25 protein-coding genes are annotated in these 26,576 nt (G+C 62.6%); 5 read left to right on the top strand and 20 right to left on the bottom strand.

Annotated features, from left to right (window positions below):
- Positions 1-175 precede the first annotated feature (175 nt).
- Positions 176-1,513, top strand: coding sequence for an NAD(P)-dependent oxidoreductase (locus AC72UB_RS11100; protein WP_505189835.1), 1,338 nt, complete (start codon positions 176-178; stop codon positions 1,511-1,513).
- An 11-nt stretch (positions 1,514-1,524) separates the two neighbouring features.
- Positions 1,525-2,823 (top strand): NAD-dependent dihydropyrimidine dehydrogenase subunit PreA, encoded by a 1,299-nt coding sequence (gene preA / locus AC72UB_RS11095; RefSeq protein ID WP_463290664.1) that lies wholly within the window; start codon positions 1,525-1,527, stop codon positions 2,821-2,823.
- Positions 2,824-2,869: 46 nt separating this feature from the next.
- Here preA and AC72UB_RS11090 read toward each other — a convergent pair whose 3' ends face one another.
- The 11 genes from AC72UB_RS11090 to alr all read right to left on the bottom strand — a co-directional run bounded on the left by AC72UB_RS11090 (position 2,870) and on the right by alr (position 12,048).
- Positions 2,870-3,133: a hypothetical protein gene (locus AC72UB_RS11090; protein ID WP_505189834.1), complete on the bottom strand. Its 264-nt coding sequence runs from the start codon at positions 3,131-3,133 to the stop codon at positions 2,870-2,872.
- Positions 3,134-3,240: 107 nt separating this feature from the next.
- Complete coding sequence (locus AC72UB_RS11085) at positions 3,241-3,897, bottom strand: SDR family oxidoreductase (protein ID WP_463290662.1); 657 nt, start codon at positions 3,895-3,897, stop codon at positions 3,241-3,243.
- 88 nt (positions 3,898-3,985) lie between these two features.
- Positions 3,986-4,354, bottom strand: a complete 369-nt coding sequence (locus tag AC72UB_RS11080) for an iron chaperone (RefSeq protein WP_505189833.1) — start codon at positions 4,352-4,354, stop codon at positions 3,986-3,988.
- Positions 4,351-5,826 carry an amidophosphoribosyltransferase gene (gene purF, locus AC72UB_RS11075; RefSeq protein ID WP_463289436.1) on the bottom strand — a complete coding sequence of 492 codons (1,476 nt, stop codon included), beginning with the start codon at positions 5,824-5,826 and terminating at the stop codon, positions 4,351-4,353. The genes AC72UB_RS11080 and purF overlap by 4 nt, the downstream gene beginning before the upstream one ends.
- Before the next feature lie 102 nt (positions 5,827-5,928).
- Positions 5,929-6,540: a CvpA family protein gene (locus tag AC72UB_RS11070; protein WP_505189832.1), complete on the bottom strand. Its 612-nt coding sequence runs from the start codon at positions 6,538-6,540 to the stop codon at positions 5,929-5,931.
- Between the two features lie 18 nt (positions 6,541-6,558).
- A complete protein-coding gene (radA, locus tag AC72UB_RS11065; protein ID WP_505189831.1) occupies positions 6,559-7,917 on the bottom strand; it encodes a DNA repair protein RadA in 1,359 nt (452 codons plus the stop codon).
- 88 nt (positions 7,918-8,005) lie between these two features.
- On the bottom strand, positions 8,006-8,443 hold the full coding sequence (locus AC72UB_RS11060) for a paraquat-inducible protein A (protein ID WP_505189830.1): 438 nt from the start codon (positions 8,441-8,443) through the stop codon (positions 8,006-8,008).
- 42 nt (positions 8,444-8,485) lie between these two features.
- Positions 8,486-9,253, bottom strand: a complete 768-nt coding sequence (locus AC72UB_RS11055) for a DNA repair protein (RefSeq protein WP_505189829.1) — start codon at positions 9,251-9,253, stop codon at positions 8,486-8,488.
- A 214-nt stretch (positions 9,254-9,467) separates the two neighbouring features.
- Complete coding sequence (locus AC72UB_RS11050) at positions 9,468-10,214, bottom strand: ABC transporter ATP-binding protein (RefSeq protein ID WP_505189828.1); 747 nt, start codon at positions 10,212-10,214, stop codon at positions 9,468-9,470.
- Positions 10,211-10,987 (bottom strand): MlaE family ABC transporter permease, encoded by a 777-nt coding sequence (locus AC72UB_RS11045; RefSeq protein ID WP_505189851.1) that lies wholly within the window; start codon positions 10,985-10,987, stop codon positions 10,211-10,213. Before AC72UB_RS11045 ends, AC72UB_RS11050 begins: the two co-directional genes overlap by 4 nt.
- Positions 10,988-10,998: 11 nt before the next feature.
- The gene (alr, locus tag AC72UB_RS11040) at positions 10,999-12,048 is read right to left on the bottom strand and encodes an alanine racemase (RefSeq protein WP_463289442.1); all 1,050 of its coding nucleotides are present in this window, start codon (positions 12,046-12,048) and stop codon (positions 10,999-11,001) included.
- Positions 12,049-12,275: 227 nt separating this feature from the next.
- Here alr and AC72UB_RS11035 point away from each other — a divergent pair, with 227 nt between their 5' ends.
- Positions 12,276-14,336: a hydantoinase/oxoprolinase family protein gene (locus AC72UB_RS11035; protein WP_505189827.1), complete on the top strand. Its 2,061-nt coding sequence runs from the start codon at positions 12,276-12,278 to the stop codon at positions 14,334-14,336.
- Complete coding sequence (locus AC72UB_RS11030; protein ID WP_505189826.1) at positions 14,333-15,928, top strand: hydantoinase B/oxoprolinase family protein; 1,596 nt, start codon at positions 14,333-14,335, stop codon at positions 15,926-15,928. The genes AC72UB_RS11035 and AC72UB_RS11030 overlap by 4 nt, the downstream gene beginning before the upstream one ends.
- Before the next feature lie 106 nt (positions 15,929-16,034).
- Here the strand turns inward: AC72UB_RS11030 and AC72UB_RS11025 are convergent, their stop codons facing one another.
- The 7 genes from AC72UB_RS11025 to pyrC all read right to left on the bottom strand — a co-directional run bounded on the left by AC72UB_RS11025 (position 16,035) and on the right by pyrC (position 23,932).
- A complete protein-coding gene (locus tag AC72UB_RS11025; RefSeq protein WP_505189825.1) occupies positions 16,035-16,985 on the bottom strand; it encodes a sugar phosphate isomerase/epimerase family protein in 951 nt (316 codons plus the stop codon).
- Complete coding sequence (locus tag AC72UB_RS11020; RefSeq protein WP_505189824.1) at positions 16,975-17,829, bottom strand: phosphotransferase; 855 nt, start codon at positions 17,827-17,829, stop codon at positions 16,975-16,977. The genes AC72UB_RS11025 and AC72UB_RS11020 overlap by 11 nt, the downstream gene beginning before the upstream one ends.
- Positions 17,826-18,824, bottom strand: a complete 999-nt coding sequence (locus AC72UB_RS11015; RefSeq protein ID WP_505189823.1) for an Ldh family oxidoreductase — start codon at positions 18,822-18,824, stop codon at positions 17,826-17,828. Before AC72UB_RS11015 ends, AC72UB_RS11020 begins: the two co-directional genes overlap by 4 nt.
- A gap of 229 nt (positions 18,825-19,053) precedes the next feature.
- Positions 19,054-20,193: a serine hydrolase domain-containing protein gene (locus AC72UB_RS11010; protein WP_505189822.1), complete on the bottom strand. Its 1,140-nt coding sequence runs from the start codon at positions 20,191-20,193 to the stop codon at positions 19,054-19,056.
- Positions 20,194-20,322: 129 nt separating this feature from the next.
- Complete coding sequence (locus AC72UB_RS11005) at positions 20,323-21,819, bottom strand: replicative DNA helicase (protein ID WP_505189821.1); 1,497 nt, start codon at positions 21,817-21,819, stop codon at positions 20,323-20,325.
- Positions 21,820-22,134: 315 nt separating this feature from the next.
- Positions 22,135-22,812, bottom strand: a complete 678-nt coding sequence (locus tag AC72UB_RS11000) for an orotate phosphoribosyltransferase (RefSeq protein ID WP_505189820.1) — start codon at positions 22,810-22,812, stop codon at positions 22,135-22,137.
- Between the two features lie 76 nt (positions 22,813-22,888).
- On the bottom strand, positions 22,889-23,932 hold the full coding sequence (gene pyrC / locus AC72UB_RS10995) for a dihydroorotase (RefSeq protein ID WP_505189819.1): 1,044 nt from the start codon (positions 23,930-23,932) through the stop codon (positions 22,889-22,891).
- Positions 23,933-24,056: 124 nt separating this feature from the next.
- On the opposite strand from pyrC, the gene AC72UB_RS10990 reads away from it, so the two are divergent.
- Entirely contained in the window at positions 24,057-24,368 is a 312-nt protein-coding gene (locus AC72UB_RS10990) for an antifreeze protein (protein WP_505189818.1), read from the top strand.
- Here the strand turns inward: AC72UB_RS10990 and AC72UB_RS10985 are convergent.
- Positions 24,365-25,306 (bottom strand): phosphoadenosine phosphosulfate reductase, encoded by a 942-nt coding sequence (locus AC72UB_RS10985; protein ID WP_505189817.1) that lies wholly within the window; start codon positions 25,304-25,306, stop codon positions 24,365-24,367. The genes AC72UB_RS10990 and AC72UB_RS10985 overlap by 4 nt on opposite strands.
- 170 nt (positions 25,307-25,476) lie before the next feature.
- Positions 25,477-26,508 (bottom strand): glycosyltransferase family 2 protein, encoded by a 1,032-nt coding sequence (locus AC72UB_RS10980; protein WP_505189816.1) that lies wholly within the window; start codon positions 26,506-26,508, stop codon positions 25,477-25,479.
- Positions 26,509-26,576 lie beyond the last annotated feature (68 nt).

The following is a 26,576-nucleotide window of genomic DNA, read 5'->3' as shown; positions in this document are numbered from 1 at the left end:
CTTGGATCACGCGTCTGTATAAAGCCTTGGGGCAGGGGAAGGAAGCCCTGAATAGGGCGTTCGGGGGTGCCCAGCAGGCGCTTTGCGGGGTTCACAAAAAATGCAACCCAACTGATTTTACCGTTTGATAAAAAAATGAACCTATGGCAGCCTGATCTTAGAAAAAGCAAAGCCAATGGGAGGTTCCACCTTGTCCAACAGCCCGCTGACCAACGGCATTGTCGCCGCGCGTCTGCCCCAAAGCGCCTATCAATCCAACTTCGCGGATCACGAACCCGCGCTTGACCGGCACGAGGCCCGGGTGGCGGCAGATCGCTGCTATTTCTGCCACGATGCGCCCTGCATGACGGCCTGCCCGACGACCATCGACATTCCCTTGTTCATCCGCCAGATCGCGACCGGCACGCCCGAGGCGGCGGCCAAGACGATCTTTGACCAAAATATTCTGGGCGGCATGTGCGCTCGCGTTTGCCCGACAGAACAGCTTTGCGAAGAGGCCTGCGTGCGCGAGGCTGCTGAGGGCAAGCCGGTGGAAATCGGCCGCTTGCAGCGCTTTGCCACCGACACGGTGATGTCCAAGGGCGTCCATCCCTTCAAGCGCGCCAAGGCGACGGGCAAATCCGTGGCCGTGGTGGGGGCAGGGCCTGCGGGTCTGGCCTGTGCACACCGTCTGGCGATGAAGGGCCATGATGTGGTGGTCTATGACGCCCGTCCCAAGGCGGGTGGCCTGAACGAATATGGGATCGCGAGCTACAAATCGACCAATGACTTCGCCGCGCGTGAGGTGGATTGGCTCTTGAAGATCGGCGGCATCCGCATTGAAACTGGCAAGGCCTTGGGCCGCAATCTGGCTTTGGCCGATGTGCAAAAGGCCCATGATGCTGTGTTTCTGGGCATGGGCCTTGGCGGCGTGAACGCCTTGAGGGCGCCGGGTGAGGACATGAAGAACGTCCGGAACGCTGTTGATTTTATTTCAGAGTTGCGCCAGACAGGTGACAAGTCCACCCTACCAATCGGCCGCGATGTGGTGGTGATTGGCGGCGGCATGACGGCGGTCGATGCCGCCGTGCAGTCCAAGCTTTTGGGCGCGGAAAACGTCACCATCGTTTACCGTCGCGGCCAAGACAAGATGAGCGCCTCGGGCTATGAACAAGACCACGCCGCCAGTGCGGGCGTGCGCATTGTCACCCACGCCGCCCCGGTGGCGGTGCATGACGGCGCGGTCGAGTTTGCCTATACCGAAGAAGGCCCCAAGGGTCTGACCGTGACCGCGCAGACCTTCACGCTGAAGGCCGATCAGGTGTTCAAAGCCATTGGCCAAACCCTGGCCGGTGCGCCCGAGGGGCTGGCACTTGAGGGCGGCAAGATCGCCGTGGACGCGATGGGCCGCACTTCGGTCAAGGGCATCTGGGCCGGGGGCGACTGTGCCGCAGGTGGCGATGACCTGACGGTGACAGCTGTGAAAGAGGGCCGCGATGCGGCCGAAGACATCCATGCAAGCTTGATGGCGTAAGGGGAAAGATCATGGCAGACCTGACATCCAACTTCATCGGCATCAAATCCCCCAACCCGTTCTGGCTGGCATCCGCCCCGCCGACGGACAAGAAATACAACGTCGAGCGCGCGTTTGAAGCGGGCTGGGGCGGGGTGGTGTGGAAGACCTTGGGCTCGGAAGGGCCGCCCATCGTCAACGTCTCGGGCCCGCGCTATGGCGCGATCTGGGGCGCGGACCGGCGGCTTTTGGGGCTGAACAACATTGAGTTGATCACCGACCGCCCGTTGGAGGTGAACCTTCAGGAAATCAAAGAGGTCAAGCGCAAGTGGAAAGACCGCGCGATGATCATCAGCCTGATGGTGCCCTGCGAGGAGGACAGCTGGAAAGCCATCCTCAAGCAGATTGAAGATACCGAAGCCGATGGGGTGGAGCTGAACTTCGGCTGCCCGCATGGCATGGCTGAACGTGGCATGGGATCGGCCGTCGGGCAGGTTCCGGAATACATCGAGATGGTCACGCGCTGGGTGAAGAAATACAGCCGCATGCCCTGTATCGTAAAGCTGACGCCCAACGTCACCTCGATCCTGCCGCCCGCTATGGCGGCCAACAAGGGCGGGGCTGATGCGGTGTCCCTGATCAACACCATCAAATCGATCACCAATGTCGATCTGGATGCCTTCTCACCCTTCCCGATGATCGACGGCAAGGGCAGCCATGGCGGCTATTGCGGCCCGGCCGTGAAGCCGATCGCGCTGAACATGGTGGCCGAGATTGCCCGGCATGAGGAAACCCGCGGCTTGCCGATTTCTGGCATCGGCGGGGTGACGACATGGCGGGATGCGGCAGAATTCCTCGCACTGGGGGCGGGCAATGTGCAGGTCTGCACGGCGGCCATGACCTATGGGTTCAAGATCGTGCAGGAAATGATCTCGGGCCTGTCGCAATATCTGGACGAAAAAGAGATGGGGCTGAATGATCTCGTCGGTCGCGCCATTCCGAACTTTGTGGAATGGCAGCATCTGAACCTGAACCATGTCACCAAGGCGGTGATCAATCAGGATGATTGCATCAAATGCGGGCGTTGCTATGCGGCCTGCGAAGACACCAGCCATCAGGCCATCGCGATGTCCGAGGATCGGGTGTTCACCGTCAAGGACGATGAATGCGTGGCCTGCAACCTCTGTGTCAACGTCTGCCCGGTGGACAATTGTATCACCATGAAAACGCTGCCGCACGGCGCCTTGGATGAGCGCACGGGACGTAAGGTCGGCGATTACGCCAACTGGACGACGCATCCGAACAACCCCGGCGCGGTGGCGGCGGAGTAAGGGGCGGCTTTGTAAGCGATGGAAGGGCGGGCCATGTGCCCGCCCTTTAACTTTGTGATTGCCGCCGCTCGGCCAGATAGGCCGCGCGCGCGGCTTCGGCTGCGGCGCGACCGGCTTCAAAATCGGCGGTCAGCGCGGTGACAACCGGCGGCATCGCGACGGGCTGGGTCGGCACGATTTCGGTGGTAACCGGGCGGCTTGCCTCTTTGGCGGGGCCGGGTTGGGGTGGCTCGCGCAGCACATGGGGCTGCGGGGCCGGGGTATGGAAGGGCTGCACAGCGGCAACCGTCAGTGCTGGCGAGATAGTCATCTGCACCCTCAATCAACATGAACGCCCCCACAGTGTAGAATATCACACCGCGTCCTGGGCTTCACGCCAAGATTAGGAAAAACCTTAACGGTCGGGCCAAGAAGGCGTCAGAGCGCGTCCAAAAGGCGGGCAGCCTCGACCCGAATGTCGATCAGCGGGCTGCGGTCCTCGCCGGGGAAGAACCGGGCGCGGGTGGCGGTGGGCATGGGCCGCGGGACGGCAATAACCACGCGGGGGCCATGCTTGGCCGTCTCAAGCGCCCAAGACTGCGCCAGCGCGATTTGAGCGGCTTTGGTCGCGCCATAAGCGCCAAAGAACTTCTCGCCACCGCGCGGATCATCCAGAAACAGCGCCGTGCCGTTTCCTTCGATCAGCAAAGGTTCCACCAGCGGAATGAGGCTGCCAGTGGCGCGGACATTGGTCGCAATGGATTTGTCCCAATCCTTCATGTCCAAGGACCCTGCCGGCGCCAAAGGCGCCACATGGACTGCCGGATGCACCCAAAGCTGTACCCCGCCCCAGCGGTCATGGATGGAGCGGCAGAGGTGGCGCATCGCGTCCTCGTTCGTGACATCCATCGGGGCGAGCGTCAGGTTGCCCGCGCCGGGCAGGCCAAGGGATTTCACCCGGTCATCCAGCTCTTCCAAGGCCCCGACAGTCCGGGCGACAGCGACCACGTCCCAGCCCTTGACGGCCAGATGTTCAGCCATGGCCGCGCCAAGACCGCGCGAGGCTCCGGTGACGAGGGCGAGTTTTCTGGACATGGGGCGCTCCGTGGCTGGCCCCGGGGGTTTCACACCCCCGGACCCCCGTGGGATATTTGAGAACAGATGAAGGGGCAAGGGCCGGGGATCAGGCTTTGCGGCCGAAACCTGCGGCAATTTCGGCTTGGCGCGCTGCAAGAATGGCTTGGAGGAGCGCATCGGGCAGGGGAGTGTCGGGGGTGAAGAGGACACCGGATTTCGAGGTCTTGAAGGGCGTGCAGTCGATCTGCGGGATGACACGGCCGGAATGGGGGTAGAGGCCAAGGTGATGGGTGAAGGCCGCATAGCCGACGACCATCTTGCCCTTTGGGCCCGGCTGGCGAAGCCCCGGCATGGCGTAGGACATGACCTCGACATGGTCGGGCAGCAGCGCCAGAAGGCGCGCGCGCAGGGTGGTCAGGGCTTTCGCAAAGGCAGGCGTTTGCGCGTCGATATAGCGATCGACCTCAGCGCTCACTCAGCCGCCTTCATTTGGAAGCCTTCTTCGATCTTGTCCGAAGGGGCCACCGGGTAATCACCCGAGAAGCAGGCGTCGCAGAATTTTGGGGCTTTCGCATCGCGGCCCGCCGCTTCGCCTGCGGCGCGGTACAGACCGTCGAGCGAGATGAATTTGAGGCTGTTGACCCCGATCCAGTCGCGCATCTCATCCTCGGTCATCGTGGCGGCCAAGAGTTTTGCGCGTTCCGGCGTGTCGACGCCGTAAAAGCAGGGCCATGCGGTGGGCGGGCTTGCGATGCGGAAGTGAACCTCGGCGGCACCCGCATCAAGGATCATATCCTTGATCTTGCGGCTGGTGGTGCCGCGCACGACAGAGTCATCCACCAAGATCACCCGCTTGCCCTTGATCAGCGCGCGGTTGACGTTCAGTTTCAGGCGCACACCCATGTTGCGGATCTGTTCGGTCGGTTCAATGAAGGTGCGGCCCATGTACTGGTTGCGGATGATGCCCATGCCATAGGGGATGCCGCTTTCATGGGAATAGCCAATCGCCGCAGGCGTGCCGCTGTCGGGCACCGGGCAGACCAGATCGGCCTCAACCGGGGCTTCGCGGGCCAGTTCCACGCCAATTTGACGGCGGGTCTCATAGACCGAGCGGCCGCCGATAATGCTGTCAGGGCGGCTGAAGTAAACGTGTTCGAACAGGCAAAACCGGCTGGCGGCCGGGGCAAAGGGGCGGGTCGAGATGATCTTGCCATCTTCAATCACCACCATTTCGCCCGGCTCGATCTCACGGATAAACTCCGCCCCGACTATATCCAAGGCGCAGGTTTCTGAGGACAACGCCCACGCGTTGTCACCCAAGCGGCCCAGAACCAAGGGGCGCACGCCCAAAGGATCGCGCACCCCGATCAGCTTGGTGCGCGTCATGGCCACGATGGAAAACGCACCCTCAACCCGGCGCAGCGCATCTTTGATGCGCTCGGCGATGGTTGTCTGGATCGAGCGCGCCATCAGATGGATGATGCATTCACTGTCCGAGGAGGACTGAAAGATCGAGCCGCGTTCAATGAGTTCACGGCGCAGCGCGCTTGCATTGGTCAAGTTGCCATTATGGGCAATGGCCGCGCCGCCCATGGAGAACTCACCAAAGAAGGGCTGCACATCGCGGATGGCGGTAGAACCCTTTGATCCGGCGGTGGAATAGCGCACATGGCCAATGGCAAGCGAGCCCGGCAGGTCTTGCATCACCTCGGCTTTGGTAAAGTTGTCGCGCACGTAGCCAAAGCGGCGGACCGAGTTGAACCCTTGTTCGGCGTCATGGGCCACGATGCCGCCGGCCTCTTGCCCGCGATGCTGTAGCGCATGGAGACCAAGGGCCACGAAATTGGCGGCGTCGTTCACGCCGACCACGCCAAAGATGCCGCACTCTTCCTTCAGCTTGTCGCCGTCATCGAGGGGCAAAAACGGGTGGGCGGGGAAGCGGCGCATGGGCTCTCCGAATCCTGAGGGTGGGCTGGCCTTCGTTTAGGCGGAATGCGCCGCCCTGTCACCCCCAAAGCCGACGTGACATCGTCTTGCCGCGGCGCAAGATCAGTTCGACGGCGCCGTCGGGGTGGCCGGGGCTACCTCAGGGGGAGCGGCTTCCTCGGGTGCCGCGCAGGCCTTGGTCAGCGTGTTATAGCGCGACAGGATCCAGCCCGGCGCATCATCGGGCACAGCCGCGTCAATATTGGCTTGGAAGGACGCGAAAACCTTGGCCGAGCGCGACTCGTCCACCAGCGGCACGGTGTTCGAGGCCACCGCCCGATCATAAACCAAAAGCGCCACGCCGACCAAGACGATCCCGCGCAAGACGCCAAAAACAAAGCCAAGACCCTGATCGATGCCCCCAAGCGCCGAGCGCTGCACGATCGAGGAAAACAGCGGTGTGAAGAGCGAAGCCAAGATGAGACCAATCGCCAGAACCAAACCGAAGGCCACGATGATCGAAAGCTCACAACTGTCTTTCAGAAAATCGCCCAGAACCGGGATTTCCTTGACCAAGGGCTGGGCGCTTTCGGCAAAGACAAAGGCCAAGACCGCCGCCCCGACCCAGCCTGCGATGGCCATCGCCTCGCGCACCAGGCCACGCGAATAGGCGAGGATCGCCGAAAGCACGATGACGAGCGCAACCAGGCCGTCGATCAGGGTAAAGCCTTCCATCCAACTCTCCTTCGCGCGTCAGCCCGCGCCAAACATATCCCCGACAAAGGCGGTGAGATCGGGCATTTCCCGCACGCTCATCCCCTCGACGGCCACCAGCTTTGAGCGGCTTGGCGCAATCGCTTGTGAGAAACCAAGTTTTGCCGCTTCTTTCAACCGGTTTTCCGTCTGACCCACTGGGCGCAGGGCGCCAGAGAGGGAAATTTCGCCAAAAAGCACAGTTTCGGCGGGGATCGCAACATCCTCGCGCGCCGAGACAAGGGCTGCGGCCACGGCAAGATCGGCGGCGGGCTCGGTCACGCGCATGCCACCGGCCACGTTCAAGAACACATCAAGCCCGGTAAACGGGATGCCGCAGCGTGCCTCAAGCACGGCCAGAATGGTCGAGAGGCGCCCCGAATCCAACCCCACCACAGTGCGGCGTGGGGTGCCAAGCGGTGAGGGGGCGACAAGGGCCTGAATTTCGGTCAGCACGGGCCTTGTGCCTTCGATCCCGGCAAAGACAGCGCTGCCGGGGCTGGCCTGTCCGCGTTCGGACAAAAACAGCGCCGAAGGGTTCAAGACCTGCGACAGCCCGCCGCCCGTCATCTCAAAGACGCCAATCTCATCGGCGGGGCCAAAGCGGTTTTTTACCGCGCGCAGGATGCGGAACTGATGGCCCCGCTCGCCCTCGAAATAAAGGACCGTGTCCACCATGTGCTCCACCACGCGCGGTCCGGCAATCTGGCCGTCCTTGGTGACATGGCCGACCAGAATGATCGCCACGCCGCGCTTTTTGGCAAAGGTGACCAACTCATGCGCGGCGGCGCGCACTTGGCTGACCGAGCCGGGGGCGGCTTCGACTGTATCAAGCCACATAGTTTGGATGGAATCGATGATCGCCAAGCCGGGGCGTTCGGCATCCAGCGTCGTCAGAATGTCGCGCAGGTTGGTTTCGGCCCCCAAGGCCACCGGCGCATCGGTCAGCCCCAAGCGCTGGGCGCGCATGCGGACCTGCGCCGATGCCTCTTCGCCCGAGATATAGAGGCATTTCACGCCGTGGCGGGCAAAGGAGGCTGCGGCTTGCAAGAGAAGCGTCGATTTGCCAATGCCCGGATCACCGCCGACCAGAATGGCACTCGCAGGCACCAGCCCACCGCCAAGCACGCGGTCGAACTCCTCGATCCCGGACGAGGCGCGTGGCGGGGGGGCCTCTTCGGTCGCCAGATCGGTCAGGGCAATGGTGCGGCCCTTGGCGCCAAGCGCCTTTGGCCCGGCCGAGAGGGGGGCCTCCTCGACAATTGAATTCCACGCGCCACACGCATCACAGCGACCGGCCCATTTGCGATGGGCAGCGCCGCAGGACGAACAGGTGAACGATTGGGACGATTTGCTCATACGTCTTGTTGCCTTGAAACGCGCCCCTCCTCAAGCCCATACGGGCATTCGTCGGAAGAACGGCACCGGTTGCGCGCGAAGAGTGCCGTCAGGCTCGATGAGCCGCCCCGGAAGGTCCGCGATGCGACAGCACGAGCGAGGCCAGAATGCAGCCGGTGAACAGATAAAGCCCCCAAGCGGTTTCCACCGTCACCAGCCCCGCCCCTTTGATGAGAACGATGTAAATCGCCAACAAAAACACATCCGCCATCGCAAGTTTGCCCATCACCTGCAAGACCGGCATCACGCGCGGCGCCAGAAGCCCGAAATCCACCAAGGCGACGCCCACCACCTTGGCCATCGGCGCAAAGACGGCCAGAAACGTCACCACCAGCGCCAAGACCGCATCGGTGGCCCAAAGCGCTTGCAACCCGGTAATGATCGAGATTTCGTCCATGCCAAAGATCGGCAGCACGGCCGCGCGCATCAGGGGCGCGAACCACGCAATCGGGAACAGGACCAAAAGGCACAGGTTCAGGTATCTCATCCCCTGACCTCGCCGTGGGGCGGGCGCAATGTCAAGCGCGGGTTACTTGCCGGGTTTCGGCAGTTGCACCACGTTTTGCTCTCGGTGATCTTCAAGATCGAAATCATAACCAAGCGTGGGCAGGATTTCCTTAAGGTCAGCCTCCAGCCGCTTGATCTGGGTCTGGGCCTGCCGCTCTTCGGCCTCGACATCCTGCAACCAGCGGCGAAGCTCGGCGCAGGTGGTGCGGGCCGCCGCCAGACGGTCGGTCAGGGCTTGCACCTCTTGCTGGCGTTGGCGCAGAAAGTCCTTGGCGCGACTGACCTTTTCATTGGAATAGGTCTGCGCAAGCTCGCGCGTCTCAAAGCTCATTTGCGCCGCGAGCTGCAAAAGCTCGGGCTCCAGATGACGCAGGTCCGGGTGTTCGCGCAGATGCTGGAGCCGCGCCTTCATGCCCTCAAACTCGGACGACAGGCCAAACACGCCCTTGCGGTCAGAGGCATGGGCATGGGCATAGGCGCGCGCCACGTCATGCATATCCATGGCAAAGCTGCGGTGGCTGCGTTCCAGCCGGGAAATCCGCAGATTGGCGGGCAGATAGAACAGCAACAGGAGCATCAACCCCGTTAGGCCCAGCTGCAGCCACATGCCCGCTTGCGGCACCGCCTGCCCACCGAAAAAGAGGGCAATCTGCGGCCAAGGGATCACCTCGAAGGCGGCCAAAAGGCTGGCCACCACCAGCGCCGACGCCACGATCCCAACCAGTGACACGGACACAGCGTTCAAAACCGCGTGCGCAGCGCGCAAACGTCCGACGATCTTCCAAACCATTCCACACAAACCCCAAAATCTGGCCCAATAACAGGCCTGTTCCCGGCCCAAAATTCTTAGCGTGAGCATTGCGAATTAAGGAAAATTTGCAACGAAAATGGGGCAGGGCCTTGAAATCCTGCGACAAATTCCTGTGGAGAAGCTGCGTTGTTTCCGGCCTGGCAACAGTTGCGCAACCGGGGCGGGTAACGGCCATGCAACCCACAGAATCGCCCTAGCGCACCGCCGCAATCGGCCCTGTCGCCCGGCCATGGATGAACTGCTGCACATAGGGGTCAGGCGTGCTGTCCATCTCGCCCACGGGCCCGTTCCAGCGGATCAGCCCGTCATGCAGCATGGCCACCCGGTCGGCAATGGCGCGCACCGAGGTCATGTCATGGGTGATGGTGATGGCCGTCGCGCCCATCTCAGTCACGATCTCGCGGATCAAGGCGTTGATGACGCCCGCCATGATCGGATCAAGCCCGGTGGTGGGTTCATCGAAGAAAATGATCTCGGGCTCGGCCGCAATGGCGCGGGCCAGTCCGACGCGCTTTTGCATGCCGCCCGACAATTCGGCAGGGAACAGATCGGCGGTTTCGGGGCCGAGACCCACCCGGCGTAGCTTTTCAACGGCAATCTCGCGCGCTTCGTCTTTGGGCTGCTTCAAAGGCCCACGCATCAGGCGAAACGCCACGTTTTCCCAAACCCGAAGGCTGTCAAACAGCGCGCCGCCCTGAAACAGCATGCCAAACCGCGCCAGAAACGCCTCACGTTCGGCGGTCAGCACGTTCTGCCCCTCCAGCGTGATCAGCCCCTCATCGGGTCGCACAAGGCCCAGAATGCACTTCAACAGCACCGATTTCCCGGTGCCCGACCCGCCGATCACCACCAGCGACTGGCCCTTGTCCAGCCGCAGATCGATGCCGCGCAGAACCTGTTTTGACCCGAAGGATTTGGTGACACCCGAGAGTTCGATCATGGCGTGAACATCACCGATGTCAGAAGGAAATTCGCGGCCAAGATCAGGATCGAGGCGGCCGCCACAGCGGTTTTCGTGGCCCCACCGACCCCCATCGCCCCGCGTCCCGAGGCCATGCCGTGATAGCAGCCGATCAGGGTGGCGATAAAGCCAAAGACCGCGCCCTTGGCCAAAGACGAGATCACGTCGGCACTTTCCAGAAAGTCGAGCGTGGTCTGAATATAGGTGGCCTTGTTAAACCCAAGCTGACCGGTGGCGACCAGAAAGCCGCCCATGATGCCAATCACATCGCCCACCGCCACCAGCAAAGGCACTGTCAAAGTGCCAGCCAGAACGCGCGGAACTGTGAGATATTTCATCGGGTTGGTGGACAAAGTTACCAAAGCATCGATCTGTTCGGTCACCTTCATCGTGGCAATTTCAGCCGCGATGGATGAGGTCACGCGCGCGGCAATCATCAGGCCCACCAACACCGGACCCAACTCGCGCACCATGCCGATGGCGACGATCTGCGGCACCACAGCTTCAGCGTTGAAGCGCTGACCGCCGGCATAGATCTGCAAGGCGAGCGCCCCGCCGGTGAAGATCGCCGTCAGCCCAACCACGGGCAAGGACAGCCAGCCGACATGCAACAGCGCCGACAAGAACTCGCGCGTGTAAAACGGCGGGCGGACAAGATGGCTGATGGTCTGGGCAGCATAGATCGCCACCCGGCCAAAGGCCGCCAAGGCGGCCAGCACCGGACGACCAAGCGCGGCGAGCGCCCCGGTCACGACCGCCCCCGTCACGCGCGCCCCTCAAGATACCGGCGCGAATAGCGCGCGCCAAAATGGGTCAGGATCTCATAGCTGATGGTCTTGGCCATATCGGCCAGATCATCCACGCCCTGATGCGGGCCCAAGATATCCAGATAGCGCGGAACCTCGCGCAGATGGGTGATGTCGACGGTGATCAGATCCATCGAGACACGGCCGACCAAGGGGCAGGGCGTGTCGCCATCCCAGAGCACGGCCGTGTTGGACAGGGTGCGCATCAGCCCATCGGCATAGCCGGCCGCGAGTGTCGCGATGACAGAGGGCTGTTCGGCCACCCAAGCGCAGGAATAACCCACCGGCTGACCGGCCGCGATCTCGCGCGTTTGCACCACAGGGATCGACAGGGTCACCACTGGCAAGGCCGCTTCATAGGGCCAGCCGCCATAAAGGCCGATGCCCGGGCGCGTCAGATCAAAGTGATAGCGCGGCCCCATCAGAATTCCGCCCGTTGCCGCCAAAGACCGAGGCACCGCTGCGCCGTCGGTCATGGCATGAAAGCGCGCAAGCTGGGTTTCGTTCAACGGATGATCCGGCTCATCGGCGCAGGCCAGATGCGACATCAACAACTCGGGGCCTGCGTCCAGCAGATAGGGGGCCACGGCCTCCCATTCCATCTCGTCCATGCCCAGCCGGTTCATGCCGGTGTTGAGCTGCACGCCAAAGGCATGGCCGGGCAGCGATTCCAGATGACGCGTCACCTGATCCAGACTGTTGAGCATTGGTGTCAGGTCCAGATCGGCGATCATGTCGGTGTCGCCCGCCATGTGGCCTGACAGGATGTTGATCTGCGGTCCCGGTCCCAAGGCCTGCCGCACCGCGGCGCCTTCTTCGGCGGCCGCCACGAAAAACCGCCGCGCTCCGGCGCGCGCCAGCGCCTGCGACACCCGCTTGACACCAAGGCCATAGGCATCGGCCTTGACCACGGCGGCGGTTTGCACGCCCGAAGCCGAGGCGCGGTCAAGCGCGCGCCAGTTGGTGACGATTGCGTCAAGATCGATGGTCAGATGAGCTGTGGACATGGGCAGGGGTTTTGACTGGCGGGGCTCTGGGGTCAAGGGGGAATTTTGTATCAGCCTCGCCGTGGCGGCCCGCTTGTCAAGCCACAAGCCCCGGCGGGGCGGTCGCGGCAGAGGGCCGTCGTGGTCCGCCGCTGTCTTGAGTGCCCGCGACAGCTTTACACCCGGTGACGCCATGGTTACGAGTTTCATGCCAAGCGGATAGGGACACAAGGCGCAAAGGGCTCACCATGATCACGCTGGCCGCCGATGTTGGCGGAACCTTTACCGATCTGATCCTCACGATTGGGGCGGGCTCAGGTCGCCCTGCCGCCACCCATGTTGATAAAGTCTCGACAGGTGCGCGCGGCAGCACGGCGGGCATTGAGGCGGGTATTGCCAAGATCACCCAAGCTGCGGGTCTGTCGGTTGGGGATGTTGATCTTTTCGTCCATGGCTTCACGGTTGGCATCAACGCGCTTTTGACGCGGGCCGGTGCGCGCGCGGCGTTGATCGTGCCGCAGGGCCAAGGCGATGTGCTGGAAATCGGCAATCAAATCCGCCCCCGCACCTATGCCCTGTTCCAAGACAAACCCGCCCCTGTCATCCCCAAAACACAGGTCATCGAGATCGCTGAAGGCAGCGACGCCTTCGGCACGGTCACGCGCGCGCTGACGCAAGCGGCGATCATGGGCTGTTTGGACGACATCGACCGCCTAAAGCCCGAAGCTGTGGCGATTTCACTGAGCTTTTCGTTTCTGAACCCCTGCCACGAACAGGCACTTGCCGAAGGCATTAAGTCCAGATTTCCTGATCTGCCAATTTTCCTGTCGCATGAAACCGACCCCCGCCCCGAAGAGTGGCGCCGAGCCTCGACCACGGCAACGGTGGCCTATATCGGCCCGATCGTGTCGCGCTATGTCACGGGGCTTGAGGCCGCGCTGCAGCGCATGGGGTTTCGGGGCCGGTTTTTGTTGATGCGCTCCGACGGGGGCGTCGCGACCTTTGAGGCCGCGCAACGCAACCCCGGGCATTTGCTGACCTCGGGCCTCTCTGGCGGGGTGATTGCCGCCGAAGCGCTCTTGCAACGGGCGGGGCTCAAGGCCGCCGTGGCGTTGGATGTGGGCGGCACCTCGGCGGATCTGGCGGCGGTCAAGGCCGGGCGCACGGGCATCCGGCGCGAGCGGGTGATGGATGGCCAGCCTATCCGCCTGCCGACGATTGATGTTGAAACCGTCTCGAACGGTGGCGGATCCATCGCGTGGGTGGATGCGGGCGGCGCCTTGCGGGTGGGGCCTGCCTCGGCTGGGGCGGTTCCGGGGCCCGCCTGTTACGGCATGGGCGGAACCCGCCCGACGGTGACAGATGCGGCGGTGGTGTTGGGCTGGCTGGCGCCCAAAGACTATCTGGGCGGCGACATGACCCTTGATGAGGGCCTTGCGCGTCAGGCCTTATCAGAACATGTCGCGGCACCTCTTAAGATCGCAGTCGAGGCGGCGGCCTTTGGTGTCATCCGCGTTGCCAATGCCGCTCTTGTGCAGGCCGTGCGCAAGCTTGCTGTTGAGCGTGGGTTGGATTTGCGTCGCCATTACCTCATTCCGGCCGGAGGGGCTGGGCCGCTTTACGGCGCAATGATTGCGCGCGATCTCAAGATGGCGGGGCTCCTCGTGCCGCGCTATCCCGGCATCTTTGCGGCCGAAGGCCTGTTGGCCGCCGATCTTTGCCATCGCGATCAGATGCACTTTCACCACCCTTTGGCCACTGTCGCGGACGCGTTGGTGCTTGATGGCTTTGACACCCTGCAACGGCGCACCGCGGCGCTGTTAGACGCAGACGGCGTGCCGCGCCGTGACCAAGGCTTCCGCCTCAAGGCCGATATGCGCCACATTGGGCAATGGCACGATCTGGCGGTCGACATTCCGCGGCGTTTGCTGAAGGGCGGGGTGAACCGAGAGGGCCTTGCCACGCTGTTCCACCGCCAGCACCGCGAGCTTTACGGTCATTCTGACCCCTCCGCTCCGATTGAATTTCGCGGCCTGTCGATCGAGGCGACGGGCAAGCTGTCGCGCGCGGCACCAGCGCCAGTCGAGGTGGCATCTGCGTCGAACGTCCGCAGTCGGTCGATCATCTTGGAGGATCCGCTGCACCCTACGACCGTCTCTGTAAATGACCGCGCCAGCCTTGCGCCGGGTCAAAGGCTGAACGGCCCGCTTCTCATTTCCCAAAAAGACAGCACCACGGTCGTGTTCCCCGGCCAATTTCTGCAGGTCTTGGACGATGGGGCGCTTTTGGTTTTGGAGGGTCGCGCATGACTTTGTCGCCCATCGACCGCGATGTCTTTCAGCATGAGATTGCCTCAATCGCCGAGGAAATGTCCTCGACCCTGCGCCGCGCGGCCTATTCGCCCATCATCTGGGACATGATCGATTATGCCTGCGGGCTTTTGGACAGCGAAGGCCAACTGATCGCCCAAGCCCCCACGATCCCGGCGCAGCTTGGCATCATGTCCACCGCCTTTCGCCACATCACTCAAACGATCCCAATCAGCGGCTGGCGGGCTGGTGACATCATCATCTGCAACGATCCTTTTGCGGGCTGTTCGCACACGCCCGACATCGTGCTGTTCTCGCCTGTGGTCGTTGGGGGGCGTTTGGTCGCCGTGACCTCGACTGTCGCGCATCATGTCGATGTCGGCGGCCCGGTACCCGGAACCGAAAATGCCACGGCGCTTGAGGTCTTTGGCGAAGGGCTGATCCTGCCGCCGATGAAGCTGTATGACCGGGGCAGGCCCGATCGCAATCTTTTGGCGGTGATCGCGCGCAACCTGCGCGATCCGGCGGCGACCACGGGGGATTTGAACGCCCAGATTGCGGCCTGCCGCACCGGTGAGCGCCGGATCGCAGATTTGGTCGAGAAGTACGGGGTCGAGGGGTTCCTTGCCCGCAAATCAGCCGTCCTTGACCACAGCCACACTTTCATTCGCGCCGCGCTTTCCCCCTATCGGGGCAAGTCATGCCGTGCCGAAATCCTGATCGAGGATGATGCGGCTAGCGCCGAACCCATGCGTTTGGCGGTCGAGGTGACGATCGGCGACGGCACGCTGACCGCCAATTTCACTGGGACCGAGCCGCAGCGGGCGAATGGGTTGAATTGCCCTGTCGCCTCAACGATTTCGATGGCGCATTACGCGGTGCAGGCGGTTTTTGCCCCGGATCAGTTGCTGAATGACGGGTTCAACCGAGCGATTGAGCTGGTCTTGCCCAAAGACAGCCTCATCAATCCGCGCGCGCCGGCCGCTGTATCCTGTCGCCATCTGACCGAACAGGCGGTGGCAGATGTGGTGCTGAAGGCGCTGGCCCAGATCGCGCCAGATCTCTCGACGGCGGGAAGCCAGATTTCCTTTCCTACCTTTGGCATCGGCGGCTTTGACCACCGCCGCGCGGGCGAGCCGCGCTATTTCGTGACCGGCGACATTTTGGGCGGCGGCATGGGCGCAGGGCGTGGGTCGGCAGGTGCCAGCGGTGTCGATTGCCACGGATCGAACTGCGCGCTGATCTCGGGCGAGATTATGGAGATGACCGGCCCGGTGCGCGTGGTCGGCACCCGGCTTGTGCCGGGATCGGGCGGGGAGGGGGCCACGGCGGGCGGGTTGGCCATTGAGCGGGTCTATGAGGTCTTGGCCGATGGGTTGACCGTTTCGGGCTATTTGCAACAGACACGGCCAGAAACCGTGCCTTGGGGCATGGACGGCGGTGGCGCGGGTGCCCCGGCGGCTGTTTGGATCGAACGCGCTGGCGGCGGGTCTGAACCCTTGGTCAGCAAGTTTATCGGTGTGACCATGAACCGAGGGGACAGGCTTTACCTGCGCTCAGCCGGGGGCGCGGGCTGGGGGCGTGCGTCGTAGCGGAACGCGCCGCTTGATCGGCTATAGGCCGTTCACAGAGCATGATCACATCGCGCTTCGCGACATGGCTTGCCTTAAGCCCCGACCGACACCAGCCACCAAACCCTCAACTGGGAAGCACACATCCCAAATCGGTCAAGACCTTACGGAATGCGGCGGTCCCGCGCAGCAAGGCCTGATGCTCAAGATCGACCAACTGCTCCGGCGAGAGCCGCGATTGGTCAAGCACAAGAAAGGCCGGATCAAACGGCGGATCGGCGAAAGCAAACGCCCCTTCGCCCAGCGTCACGCCTGCCAACGGCACGCGGCTTGCGCGGATCGGTGCCGTGTAGGCCCAGACATTCTCAAACGTGATCCGCCGCAGACCTTGGTCCAGCAGGCGTTTGGTCAGGCGTGTCAGGGGCAGGGCCCCATCACCAACCGGCACGCCCGCCACCCTAAGCTGTCCCGCATCTTCGGGGCGCACCATCACGTGGTCCTTAAAATGGACGGAATACACATGGGGCAAGACCGCCTCTAACGCGGCTTCGGGATCTTCCAGCACCATCTGCGAGTTGCCATAGTCATAGAGGATCTTCAGCGCGGGATGCCCCACCGCCTCAACAATCTGGGCCAATTCCGGACCGGTGAAATCCTCGTGGTTTTCCAACACGATAACGATGCCAAGATCGCTTGCAACCGGGGCAACCGCGGCCAGATCGCGGATCGTCGCCGCCATCATCTCATTGGGGGTGCCCGCGTGGCGGGTATAGGTGCGCAGCGACGTGGCCCCCATGCGATGCGCCACCCCCAGAAGCTCGGTCATATGGGCGGGGTCTGTCCCCGAAGTGTCCACTTCCAGACTGAAGCCAAGCCCCTGTAGATGCGCCCGCAGGCGGTCCATCCGCCAAGGCTCTCGGCCGCCAAGGTGGCGATAACTGGCGTTGTTCAAAGATAGGCTGATGCCTTTGAACCCAAGCGCTGCGGTGAGATCCGCATAGGCGACGCAGTCAAAGCCGGGCTTATGGGCAAAGTGATGCCAGAGCCCAAAGCTGTGAATCGTGGGTTCAACCTGCATCCTGTGCATCCAGTTCTGTGAGTTCGGCGGCATAGGCCACCTTATAGCGGTCTCGAACCTCGGCCTCGGGCCGGGTTTCGGCGCGCCACAGGCAGTAGGCCGCCATACGCCACGCATAGAACGGGCGCAGGGCGAGATAGCGGGCCTTCAGGTCGGGGCGGGCAAGGGCGTGCCAGAACGCGTCCTGTTGGGACAGGGTCAGCTCCGCGTGTTCGCTTAAGATTTGGAAGGCGGGCGAAAGAAAGCTGTAGATATCCTCGGCCAAGTCCCCAGCCGCGGGGCATTGCCAGTCAATGATCCGCAAACCTGTGCCGTGGCCAATCAGATTGCCCGGTCCAAGATCGGTATGGATCAAGGACAGCCGCGCGGGGGGCGCCAGATCGCGCGGGGCGGGTCGCGGCGGAGGTGGCGCGTTGCAACGCGCAAAAAGCACGTCGCCCTCGGCCATGATATCGGCCGGGCTCAGCGGCACGTGACGAAACCCGTCGGGGTCTGCGGCCTCTTTGCGCAGCAAAAGCCGCGCAACATCGGCTGTGCCCGACTGCCAAGGGCTGCCCTCGACGTACTCGTAGATCATCATCGAGGCATCGGCCCAGAACCCCAAAAGGCGCGGCGCGACATCTAGCCCCTCCAGCCGCTTTAGGGCGCGCGCCTCATCTTCGGGGCGGTTGGGAAACAGGGTTCCCGTGGTCTCAGGCGCAAAGCGCTTTAGCACCAGCTTTGCCGCCCCGGTTTGGACCAAGATCACCTCGTTCAGATACCCGCCTTTAAGCGGGCGAAGCGTGACCGGGCCCTGCCAATGCCCGGCCTCTTGCAACAGGGTCTCTATGGAACTGTTGGTCATGCGAAGGCCTGCAACCGGGCCAAGAGCCCTGCCTCAATCTCCAACCCCTCAACCGCCAAACGCCGCTTGTTTGCGTCGCGCCGGGCATTGGGCAATCGCGCGCCCTCTTGTTCGGTGATCGAGGTCATCAACTGCTGAATGGTGGCGTCGAACCCACCGCCAGAAAACCCCTGCGGGTCGATGGCAATGAAGAACTGGCCATTGTCGATGGGCTGGCCGTCATTGTCGGTGAACGAGCCTTGCTGCAGCCCAAGCCTGCCCCCGGCAAGCGCGGCACACAGGACTTCGACCAGAAGGCCGATGGAGAACCCCTTCACCCCGCCCGCTGGAGCCATAGAGCCGGCCAGCCCTGCCTCGGCGTCGGTGGTTGGGGCGCCCGTGGCGTCCAAAGCCCAGCCCAAGGGAATGGCCTGCCCTTGATCTGCGGCGCGCTTGACGGCTGTCCATGCCACGGCCGTGGCCGATTGATCGACCAAGAACGCAATCTCGCCCTGAGGTGCAGGCACGGCATAAGAAATTGGGTTGGTGCCAATGATCGGGCGATGCCCGCCCACAGGCGCAACCGTCGGCACCGCATTCGTGGCCCCAATCGCCAAAAGACCCGCCCGCGCCAAGGTGCCGGTGTGAAACCCAAGTGTCGCGGCATTGTAAGAGTTGAAAACCCCCATCGCCGCAATCCCTTGGGCTTTGGCAGCTGGGATGAGTTGGGCAAAGCCCGCCTCAATCGCTGGATGGGCAAAGCCGTGGCGCGCGTCGACGCGGAAACTGCTCGCTGAAAAGGCGGTGACCTCGGGGTCTACTGTTCCCTTGACCTTGCCGCTGCGCAGGTGCTGGCAATAGTAGTCAAGCCAATAGAACCCGTGACCCTCAAGCCCTGAAAGCTCGGTGTCCAGAATGGCCTCGGTGAAATAGGGCGCGTGGCGCGGTGCAAGGCCGCTACCGGTCAAGGCGGATCGGATCAGATCGCGCGCAGCAGGGACAGTCAGAACCGGCATGAAGCGGCCTTTGCGGCTAGAGAGGCGTCGTCGCGTAAACAACGTTGCACCAGTCAGCCGTTTTCCCAAAGGCTCCGTCTATCCAGCAAACGACGAAGACCTTTAAAATCCGACCAGCCCGATGAATTGGCTTGGCTAAGCGGTGCCCAAGCCGCGCATTGGCATAGAGCCGCAGCTCACATCACCAGACGTTCGTTCGGCGGCACGCTATCTGCCCGCCTGACTGCCCCTAACGTGTGGCGCAGATCTCGGACAGCATGGAAATGATCGGGGGGTAGTAGCCAGACTCATATCCGTTCTCGTCATCCAGCACCGACAGGAACGCGGCGACCCGGCCGGTTTCGGGATTGGCCACCAGATACTGCCCGCCATAGCCGCCATGCCCAAACCAAACGCCATTGGTGTTCGTCTGGTTCGAATAGCGCAGATGCTGGCGCGGGGCGGCCATCGGGATGCCGCCGGCTTGGGTTTGCTGCAGGAAGGGGGCCGAACCAAAGGGTCGGCCATCTATGCCCTGACCCCGTCGGGCAAGCACAGCGCCATAGCGGCACAGATCCCGCGCAGTCAGGCAGATGCCGCCGTTCAGCAAAGGAAATCCCTGCCGATCCGTCGCAATGTGCAGCGCGCCTTCAAGACCGGCGGCATCGGCCAGATCGGCCATCCACTGCCCCATCGGCCGCCCCCCCCGTGCCTCGGCCACAAAGGCCAAGACATCGGTATTGGCGCTTTTGTACAGATAGCTGCCGGTGTCATTCCGGTTGTCGCGCGCGCCCACGGCCAGATTGATGCCCGCAAGGAAAGACCGGTTTGTCGGTTCTGCCCCTATGGGCAGGCGCATGCCGGTTGCGGCCTCATGCTGAAAGACCGAAGCCTCGGCATTGGCATAGTCTTCGTCATAGTCGTTCTGGACGTTCATGTTCAAAACGTCTTGCAGGCTTGCGCCAAAGTAGCCCGGCCCAATCCATGGCAAGATCGCGCCAATCGTCTCTGCCAGATCAAGTTTGCCGTCTTCCCACAGCCGCCCAATGAGCAGATTGGCCGACATCTTAGAAATCGACATGATCGAATGCGGGCGGTCGGGGCCGAAATCCGGGGCATAGCGTTCATACAAAACCCGGTTGCCCTCAATCACGGCCATCGCCGAAAACCAAGGCAGACTGGCCAGCCGCCGAACATCATCCCGCATCGCGATCGAGATTTCGCTGGATGGGCGCAAATCCATGACCTGCGCGGCGCGATAGCTTTGGGCATAGCGGGTCAAAAGATGCAGGTTGTGAAACCCCTGCCGCCGGAATGGTGCTGAATTCCAACGGGGGCGGTGGTCCTCACCCACCAAGAGGTCAGGGTTTGGATGGGCGTGCGGCGTCATGACGGGGTTCCCTTTTGCCGCAAGGATAGCCCTTTGACATCAAATGCAGCAAGGGTTTCGGAAAATGGCGTGGGCTGGCTGAAGCGCGATCAATGGCCCATAGGCAGGCGTGACGCGAACCCCGCCGCCTCAGAACCCAACGTCGCGGTTGGCCTGATAGCTTTGCACCAGATTGCCAAAGCGCGTGAACCGACCCTCGAACGACAGTTCAACCGACCCGATCGGCCCATGGCGCTGTTTGCCGATGATCACCTCGGCCTTACCATGCACCTGTTCCATGATCACCTGCCAAGCGGCCATTTTCTCCAGCTCATGATCGCCCGGCTTTTCGCGTTCTTTGTAGTATTCGTCCCGATAGACGAACATCACAACGTCGGCGTCCTGCTCGATGGACCCGGATTCGCGCAGGTCTGACAGCTGCGGGCGCTTGTCCTCGCGGCTTTCGACCTGACGCGACAGCTGTGATAGGGCGATGACGGGGATGTTCAGTTCCTTGGCAATCGCCTTCAGGCCTTGGGTGATCTCGGACACTTCCTGCACCCGGTTGTCCCCCTTCGACGATGAGCCTTTCAAAAGCTGCAAATAGTCGATCATCAAGACATCCAGCCCATGGGTGCGCTTCAACCGCCGCGCGCGGGCGGCGACTTGGCTGATGGGCAGGGCAGGGGTATCGTCAATGTACAAGGGGCAGCTTTCCAGCGCCTTGGCGGCATCGACAAAGCGGCGGAATTCGCCCTCGGTCATGTCCCCCCGGCGGATTTGTTCCGACGGCACTTCCGAAGCTTCTGACAAAATACGCGCGGCCAATTGCTCCGCGCTCATTTCCAAGGAAAAGAACCCGACGACCCCGCCTTCCACCGCGCCTTCGTTGCCATCATGCATCCGGCCCCGCTTGTAGGCCTTGGCGATGTTGAAGGCGATGTTGGTGGCAAGCGAGGTTTTGCCCATCGACGGACGGCCCGCAAGGATCAAAAGGTCAGACGGGTGCAAGCCGCCGAGCTTCTTGTCCAGATCAATCAGCCCGGTTGAGATGCCCGACAGACCCCCGCCGCGCTGATAAGCGGCATTGGCGATGTTCACAGCCTCAACCGCGGCCTTCAGAAAGGACTGAAACCCCCGCTCGGCCACGCCCTGTTCGCCCAGCTTGTAAAGCTGCTGCTCGGCCTCGGTGATCTGCTCGCGCGGCTCGGAGGCAAGGTCAACCTTGGCCGCCTTCGCTGAAATCTCACGCCCCAGCGCAATCAGCTCACGCCGCACCGCAAGGTCATAGATCATCTGCGCGTAATCGCGCGCGGCAAAGGCGCTGATGGCGGCCCCGGCCAGACGCACCAGATAGGACGGCCCGCCCAGCTCTTTCAGGCCCTCGTCATCCTCAAAAAACGGCTTCAAGGTCACGGGGCTGGCCAGCGCGTTCTTTTGGATGCGCGCCGAGGCCTTTTCAAAGATGCGCTGATGCACGGGGTCAAAGAAATGCTCGGCCTTCACCAAAGTCGTGATGCGGTCAAAGACATCATTGTTGGTCAGGATCGCGCCCAAAAGCTGCTGTTCGGCTTCGATGTTGTGGGGCAGAGCATCGGGTTCGGCGCTCGGGGCAGCGGCAATCGGCAGGCGGGCGACTTCGTTCATGATGATCCTCTTGACCGGACCCTGTTAGCCCATCCGCGCCAGACCGGGCAATCTGGGAATGTCTGGGGATAACTCCACCTCAGCCGCAATCGGCTGGTGGTGCCCACGCCTCACACTACCACATCTTGCGGCCATGTTGCAAAGCTTCAAGGCCCGGCGCGCCCGGGCCCAGACTTGTCCCCAATCCATCCACAGCCTGATCCCCAGCTGATTTCGCAGGCTCTGGATTTGCGCCTTTCGAAATACTCCGCGGGGGAAGCGGGATTGGCACAATCCCGCGCAGGGGGCGCGAAGCCCCCTTGTGACGCGCCGACCTTACTTGGCGCGGGCTGCCTGCCACGCGCGGGGATCGTGCAGGAAACTTTCGACCTCGGCCAAGGTCTTGGCATCAAAGGCGCCTTGCGCGCGCGCCTCGGCCAGCACGTCCCACCAAGTGCACAAATGGTGCAAGGCCACGCCGTGATCGGCCAGCCGCTGGGTGGTTTCGGGGAAGATGCCGTAGTAGAAAATCACCGCCGTATGGGCGCAACTCGCTCCGGTCTCGCGGATCGCATCGACGAAGGACAGCTTTGATCCGCCATCGGTTGTCAGGTCTTCCACCAAAAGCACCCGCTGCCCCTCGCTCATCGCGCCTTCAATGCGGGCGTTGCGGCCGTAACCTTTTGGTTTCTTGCGCACATAGGTCATCGGCAGCGCCATACGTTCGGCCACAAGGGCGGCAAAGGGGATGCCCGCCGTCTCGCCACCGGCGATGTTGTCAAAGGCCTCAAAGCCAGCGTTGCGCATGATCGTGATGGTCAGAAAATCCATCAAGGTCGATCGGATGCGCGGGTAAGAGATCAGCTTGCGGCAATCGATATAGGTGGGCGAGGGCAGGCCCGAGGCCAGCGTAAAGGGCGTCTCGGCATTGAAATGCACCGCCTTGATTTCCAAGAGCGCCCGCGCCGTCAGGCGGGCGATTTCTTCGGCGGGCGGAAAGGAGGTCGGGATCATCTGGGGCCTCGGGCAGGGTGGCGAGTTTTCGGTGCAAACTCGAATGAAGGGGCGGTGTCTTAGCGAAACAACAGGGTCAGTTTTCGACGTGCCAATGCACGGGGAAACCGGGATTGAACACAGTGACCGGACCAACCTCGGTCATGATCTTGTCCGGGAAAGCCTGCGGCATCTCGTGCTTGACCAACCGCAACTGGCCCTCATTGACTGGAAGGCGATAGAAGGCGGGTCCGTGAAGGCTGGCAAAGCCCTCCAACCGGTCCAAAGCGCCCTCTTCTTCAAAGACATGCGCCAAAAGCGGCATGGTGTTGGTGGCGGTGAAACAACCTGCACAGCCGCAGGAGTGTTCCTTCAGCGCGTCGGTATGCGGCGCGGAATCAGTGCCAAGGAAAAAGCACGTCTCGCCCCCGGTCGCGGCGCGGCGCAGGGCAAGGCGGTGATGTTCGCGCTTGGCCACCGGCAGGCAATAGTAATGCGGCTTGATCCCGCCCACGAGGATGTGGTTGCGGTTGATGATCAGGTGATGGGTCGTAATCGTCGCCCCCAGATTGGGGCCGCCCGCGCGGGCATAGTCCGCGCCTTCGACGGTGGTGATATGTTCCATCACGATGCGCAACTCGGGCAGGCGACGGCGCAGGCCGTCAAGGACGGTGTCGATGAACACCGCCTCGCGGTCAAAGATGTCGACATCATGGTCGACCACTTCGCCATGGGTGCAGAGCGGCAGGCCGATCTCGGCCATCTTTTCCAAAACCGGCATGACGCGGGCAATGTCGCGCACGCCGCCATGGCTGTTGGTGGTGGCCCCCGCCGGGTACAGCTTGACCGCCTTGATCAGGCCCGAGGCATGGGCGGCAGCCACATCGGCGGGATCAGTGGTTTCGGTCAGATAGAGCGTCATCAACGGCTCAAACACCGCACCTTCGGGCAGGGCGGCAAGAATCCGCTCGCGGTAGGCCGCCGCGTGATCGCCGGTCACCACCGGTGGCACAAGGTTCGGCATGATGATCGCGCGGGCGAAATGCCGGGTGGTTTCGGGCAAAACGGCCCGCAGCATCGCGCCGTCGCGCAGATGCAGGTGCCAGTCATCGGGGCGACGGAGCGTGAGGGTTTGGGTCATGGCGAAATCTCGTAACGCAAAGGTGTCTGGGTTTCCAGCCTTGTGCGCGAAGTCCCGCGGAATTCCCCTTTCTGCGGCGCAGCATTTGCGTCATGGTGGCATGAGTCTTTTGAAAGGTTGCCCGATGTTGCCCCTGACCCCACACGGCTACTGGCGCATTGTGCTGCAAGCCAGCCAGATCCTCACCGAATCACATACGGTCATTGCGCTGCGCCTGTCTGGTATGGCGGGGCTTTGGCCGATGGCGGAGGTGGAAAACCAACGGATGATCTCTGAAAAGTTGACCGCCGCCACCCAAGCCACCCATGCCGCGATCCGAACTGGGGCCGCAGGGGGCAGCCTGTCAGACATCGCCATGGCCGCGATGAGGCCGGTCGGACGGCGCACCAAAGCCAACGCCAAACGCCTGACCAAGGCCGCCCGCAAAACGCCCTAGCGCTGCGGCTCTTTCTCGCCCGTCAGCTTGGCCAAGCGGCGCGCGAAATGTGGGGCCTTCAACCGCCGGGTGACCGAGCGGCAAATCGCAATCGCAAGGCTGCGCCGTTTGGCACTTTCCACCTTGTCCAACAATGCTTTGAGATAGGGCGAGAAGGCCCGCCGCTTGCGCCATTCGCGCGCGAAAAGGTCAGGGGTCAGCCGCCCCTCCATCGCCGCCTCGATCAGGGTCGGCAAGACGCCCATATGGCGCAGCGCCCATTCAATCCGCTCCCCCATCAAGGGGGCCGAAAGCCGCGTGACCCAAGGCGCGCGGAACAGGGCGGACTGCATCGCCTCGTCGCGCAGGCTTAAATCATGGATCACCACAACCTTGCCTGCACCTTCCAACATCGCAGGCGCATAGCCATAACGGCTGGTGAAATCCAACCGCCGCGCCGCCAGATTGCGCCGATCCCAAGCCACGTCGCGCCCTGCAAGGCTGGCGCGTGGGTTCAAAGCCAAGACCTGCGCGCCGGGCGCCGTGACGGCATAGGCGCAGGCCGCATGGGCGCCGTGGCCATGGCCATAAAACAGCACCCGGTCGAAATCTTCGAAAAAGGCATCGTCCACCAGCCGGTCGAAATGGCGATAAATTGCGGTGTCGCGGAAATGGGTCTCACCCTCGGCGATCAGGCACAGATGCGACCAACCCCGGTCTTGGGCAAAGGCGTGACCCCAAGGCATGCCCGCCTCGCTGGCCACGATCGTATCAAGCTGATCGAATGTCACGATCAACGTCGTGCCCGCATCCTCAAAAAGCGCCCAATGACGCGCGCCGAGTGCCTCGAAATGCCCCTCATCGGCGGTCAAATCCTCCAACCGCTGCAGCAACGCCGCGCGTGCCGCCTCGCGCCCGGTGTCGGGAGGGGCGTCGTTGGAAGTTTCGACCTCAGTCATCGCCAACCTGCTTTCGTTGCCCGCCGCAAAGGGCAGACCGCAATGCTTTCAAGAATATCGCGTCAGTGTCCTGCGCGGGAACGTTGGAAGCAAGGCAAGATCAAGGCCTATTGTCGCGTCGGCAAAAACAACCCCGCGCGATTGTTTCGCATCTCGCTCATTTGGGGGCTTTAGCCCGCTTTGGGCGGCGCAGACCTTTGATAGGCGGTTAGGGCCGCAGCCATCTGCGGGGTCAGCGCGCGCGACGGTGGGGTCATCAACAGCCGACCAAACAGCGCGCGCCACGGCTCCTCTTGCATCAATTGCGCAAAACGGTCCTTGCGCCATTGAGCGGCGGCGGCATGCAAAGGGCCAAGCACAGGGTCGGCCAACAACTCCGCGCGCAGGGCCGAGCTGTCCAGCGCAAGAATGCTGCGATCTTCCACCTCGCTGAGGTTGCGCTCAACCCAATAGCCCATGTCCAACCCCGCCGCGGCACGGTTCGCCCGGCCCCGATCGCATTTGACCACATAGCTTTCCATCGCCCCCAAGGCGTAATGGTTCAACTGTACCAGCGCGTAATTGGGCCTTGTATAGTCGGAAAAGCTGCGCGTGCCCTCGGCCAGATCGGGCACCTCGCGGCCCGACCCGTCAAACCAGCGCGCGGCCTGGCCTGGCACGGCACTGCGAGGACGATGCACGCCCAGCTTGCGCCAAGGGCCTGCGGCGCGAAACAGCGTCTTGAACTGCTGGGCCCGCCATGGCCAAGCCAGTGTTTCGGGCGCCGCCCGGGTGAAGGTCTCGGTCACCGGGCGGTCGTCATAACCGACGACACCCGCATTGCCGAACATCCGCCATGTCAGGGCTATCGCGTCGGCCTGCGGCAGGGCGGCGAAAAGGTCGGGCAGGGTGCGGTTGCCGACATGGATGTTCACAAACTCATCAATATCGCAAAAGAGGACCCAATCGGCGGCGCCCTTCAAAGGGTGACGGTCCGCGGCCTTGAGCATGGCCCATTGCGGCCCTTCCTCATGCGGACCATCGTTGCGGACATGGGTGAGCCAGCCAAGCGCCTGTAACCGGTCCAGCATGGCATCGGTGCCATCACTGCACTCATTGGAAAAAACCAGCACATCGGTGAACCCCACGGCGCGGTGATGGGCCAGCCACTGGACCAGAAACGCGCCCTCATTCTTGACCCCCAAAATAGCCAGCGCCCGCATCGGAATCCCTTTCACCTGCTGCCGGCCTCAGACATCCAAGGCCCGCGCGCATCTCAAATATCTGTCAG

The sequence above is a fragment of the Allotabrizicola aquatica (SeqCode) genome (assembly GCF_965194375.1).
GTDB classification, from domain to species: Bacteria; Pseudomonadota; Alphaproteobacteria; order Rhodobacterales; family Rhodobacteraceae; genus Tabrizicola_A; species Tabrizicola_A aquatica.
Note: the sequence above shows the minus strand (reverse complement) of the source record. Positions and strands in the feature narration are given on the sequence as shown.

What these genes read in the sequence shown, in the direction of transcription:
- AC72UB_RS11015 (WP_505189823.1), bottom strand. Translation starts at nt 18,824, where the DNA reads ATGCCGGTTCTGACTGTCCCTGCTGCGCGCGATCTGATCCGATCCGCC.
- AC72UB_RS11020 (WP_505189824.1), bottom strand. Translation starts at nt 17,829, where the DNA reads ATGACCAACAGTTCCATAGAGACCCTGTTGCAAGAGGCCGGGCATTGG.
- AC72UB_RS11050 (WP_505189828.1), bottom strand. Translation starts at nt 10,214, where the DNA reads ATGATCGAACTCTCGGGTGTCACCAAATCCTTCGGGTCAAAACAGGTT.
- AC72UB_RS10985 (WP_505189817.1), bottom strand. Translation starts at nt 25,306, where the DNA reads ATGACTGAGGTCGAAACTTCCAACGACGCCCCTCCCGACACCGGGCGC.
- purF (WP_463289436.1), bottom strand. Translation starts at nt 5,826, where the DNA reads ATGCGCCGCTTCCCCGCCCACCCGTTTTTGCCCCTCGATGACGGCGAC.
- AC72UB_RS11070 (WP_505189832.1), bottom strand. Translation starts at nt 6,540, where the DNA reads ATGGAAGGCTTTACCCTGATCGACGGCCTGGTTGCGCTCGTCATCGTG.
- AC72UB_RS11035 (WP_505189827.1), top strand. Translation starts at nt 12,276, where the DNA reads ATGATCACGCTGGCCGCCGATGTTGGCGGAACCTTTACCGATCTGATC.
- AC72UB_RS11005 (WP_505189821.1), bottom strand. Translation starts at nt 21,819, where the DNA reads ATGAACGAAGTCGCCCGCCTGCCGATTGCCGCTGCCCCGAGCGCCGAA.
- radA (WP_505189831.1), bottom strand. Translation starts at nt 7,917, where the DNA reads ATGAGCAAATCGTCCCAATCGTTCACCTGTTCGTCCTGCGGCGCTGCC.
- AC72UB_RS11085 (WP_463290662.1), bottom strand. Translation starts at nt 3,897, where the DNA reads ATGTCCAGAAAACTCGCCCTCGTCACCGGAGCCTCGCGCGGTCTTGGC.
- AC72UB_RS11030 (WP_505189826.1), top strand. Translation starts at nt 14,333, where the DNA reads ATGACTTTGTCGCCCATCGACCGCGATGTCTTTCAGCATGAGATTGCC.
- AC72UB_RS11100 (WP_505189835.1), top strand. Translation starts at nt 176, where the DNA reads ATGGGAGGTTCCACCTTGTCCAACAGCCCGCTGACCAACGGCATTGTC.
- AC72UB_RS10990 (WP_505189818.1), top strand. Translation starts at nt 24,057, where the DNA reads ATGTTGCCCCTGACCCCACACGGCTACTGGCGCATTGTGCTGCAAGCC.
- AC72UB_RS11010 (WP_505189822.1), bottom strand. Translation starts at nt 20,193, where the DNA reads ATGACGCCGCACGCCCATCCAAACCCTGACCTCTTGGTGGGTGAGGAC.
- AC72UB_RS11055 (WP_505189829.1), bottom strand. Translation starts at nt 9,253, where the DNA reads ATGGTTTGGAAGATCGTCGGACGTTTGCGCGCTGCGCACGCGGTTTTG.
- AC72UB_RS10980 (WP_505189816.1), bottom strand. Translation starts at nt 26,508, where the DNA reads ATGCGGGCGCTGGCTATTTTGGGGGTCAAGAATGAGGGCGCGTTTCTG.
- AC72UB_RS11090 (WP_505189834.1), bottom strand. Translation starts at nt 3,133, where the DNA reads ATGACTATCTCGCCAGCACTGACGGTTGCCGCTGTGCAGCCCTTCCAT.
- preA (WP_463290664.1), top strand. Translation starts at nt 1,525, where the DNA reads ATGGCAGACCTGACATCCAACTTCATCGGCATCAAATCCCCCAACCCG.
- alr (WP_463289442.1), bottom strand. Translation starts at nt 12,048, where the DNA reads ATGTCCACAGCTCATCTGACCATCGATCTTGACGCAATCGTCACCAAC.
- AC72UB_RS11025 (WP_505189825.1), bottom strand. Translation starts at nt 16,985, where the DNA reads ATGCAGGTTGAACCCACGATTCACAGCTTTGGGCTCTGGCATCACTTT.
- AC72UB_RS11060 (WP_505189830.1), bottom strand. Translation starts at nt 8,443, where the DNA reads ATGAGATACCTGAACCTGTGCCTTTTGGTCCTGTTCCCGATTGCGTGG.
- pyrC (WP_505189819.1), bottom strand. Translation starts at nt 23,932, where the DNA reads ATGACCCAAACCCTCACGCTCCGTCGCCCCGATGACTGGCACCTGCAT.
- AC72UB_RS11000 (WP_505189820.1), bottom strand. Translation starts at nt 22,812, where the DNA reads ATGATCCCGACCTCCTTTCCGCCCGCCGAAGAAATCGCCCGCCTGACG.